This is a genomic window from Actinacidiphila sp. bgisy160 (assembly GCF_965342435.1).
Lineage (GTDB): Bacteria > Actinomycetota > Actinomycetes > Streptomycetales > Streptomycetaceae > Actinacidiphila.
Genome location: NZ_CBDRCM010000139.1, coordinates 1 through 991, shown reverse-complemented (window position 1 = coordinate 991; position 991 = coordinate 1). Strand labels below are relative to the sequence as shown.

Below are 991 nucleotides of genomic sequence, written 5' to 3'. Positions count from 1 at the left end.
AGGGACATCAAGGCACTTGCCGGAGCCGTGCTTCAGGGTGCCGTTGGTGACGGACCACTTCTGGTCGGCGTTGCCGGTGCACCCGGCCAGGGTCACCGGGGTGCCGTCGGCGGTGCCGCCTGCGGTGGGCATGGCGCATTTGCCGAGGATGGTCAGGGCGCCGGTGGTGGTGTCGAGGTGAAAGTTCTGGGCTTTGGTGGCGTTGCAGGTGTAGATCTGCAGCGGGGTGCCGTCGGCGGTGTTCGCGCTTTGCAGGTCCAGGCATTTTTGGTTGAGGCCGATGAACTGGCCCTTACCGGCCTTGCCGAAGCCGGAGGCGGTCTTGACGTGGCCGTCCCAGGTCCAGTCCAGGGCTTGGGTGTCGCCGCCGTAGGTGCGGGTGATGGTGTTTCCGGCGTCGTCGTAGGTCAGGTTGGCGAGGGTGTCGACGGTGGCGGTGTCGGTGGTGATGCCGGTGAGGGTGTGGGGCTGCCCGCCGCCGCTCTTGCCGTAGGTGTAGTCCGTGGTGGTGTCACCGGAGGTGTCGACCTTCCCGCCCGCGACGGTGACGGACGGCTGATGCTCGACCAGTTGTTTGCGGTTGCCGACCTCGTCGTAGGTGTAGGTCTGCCAGTACCCGTCGTTGGTGGCGGTGACGTTGGTGGCGGTGATGTTGCCGGAGGCGTCGGTGTAGACCGGTGCGGGCGTGCTCTTGCCGGGGGCGATGCAGCCCTCGTTCGGGGAGGTCCATGCCTGCGCCAACTGGGCGAGCGCGTCGTAGGTGAAACACTGCCGGTCCGTGGCACCGGCGCCGTCGACGTCCTTGAGCTGGGTGACGTTGCCGGCGGTGTCGTAGCTGTAGTAGCGGTCGTTGACCCGGTGCGGGCTCGCGGTTTCCCGGTCGGTGACCGTGCGGTCGAGCTGGCCGGTGTTCTCGTTGAACAGGCTGGTGGTCCACACCCGGTTCGGCATCTCTCCGGTGACCGTGCGCAGCACCTCGCCATAAGGGCTG

At 67.2% G+C, this 991-nt stretch carries 1 protein-coding gene; it reads right to left on the bottom strand.

The genetic code is table 11. The features are described 5' to 3' along the window. On the bottom strand, positions 1–991 hold a 991-nt coding region (locus ACRWNP_RS37135; RefSeq protein WP_431969423.1), incomplete at both ends, for a ricin-type beta-trefoil lectin domain protein.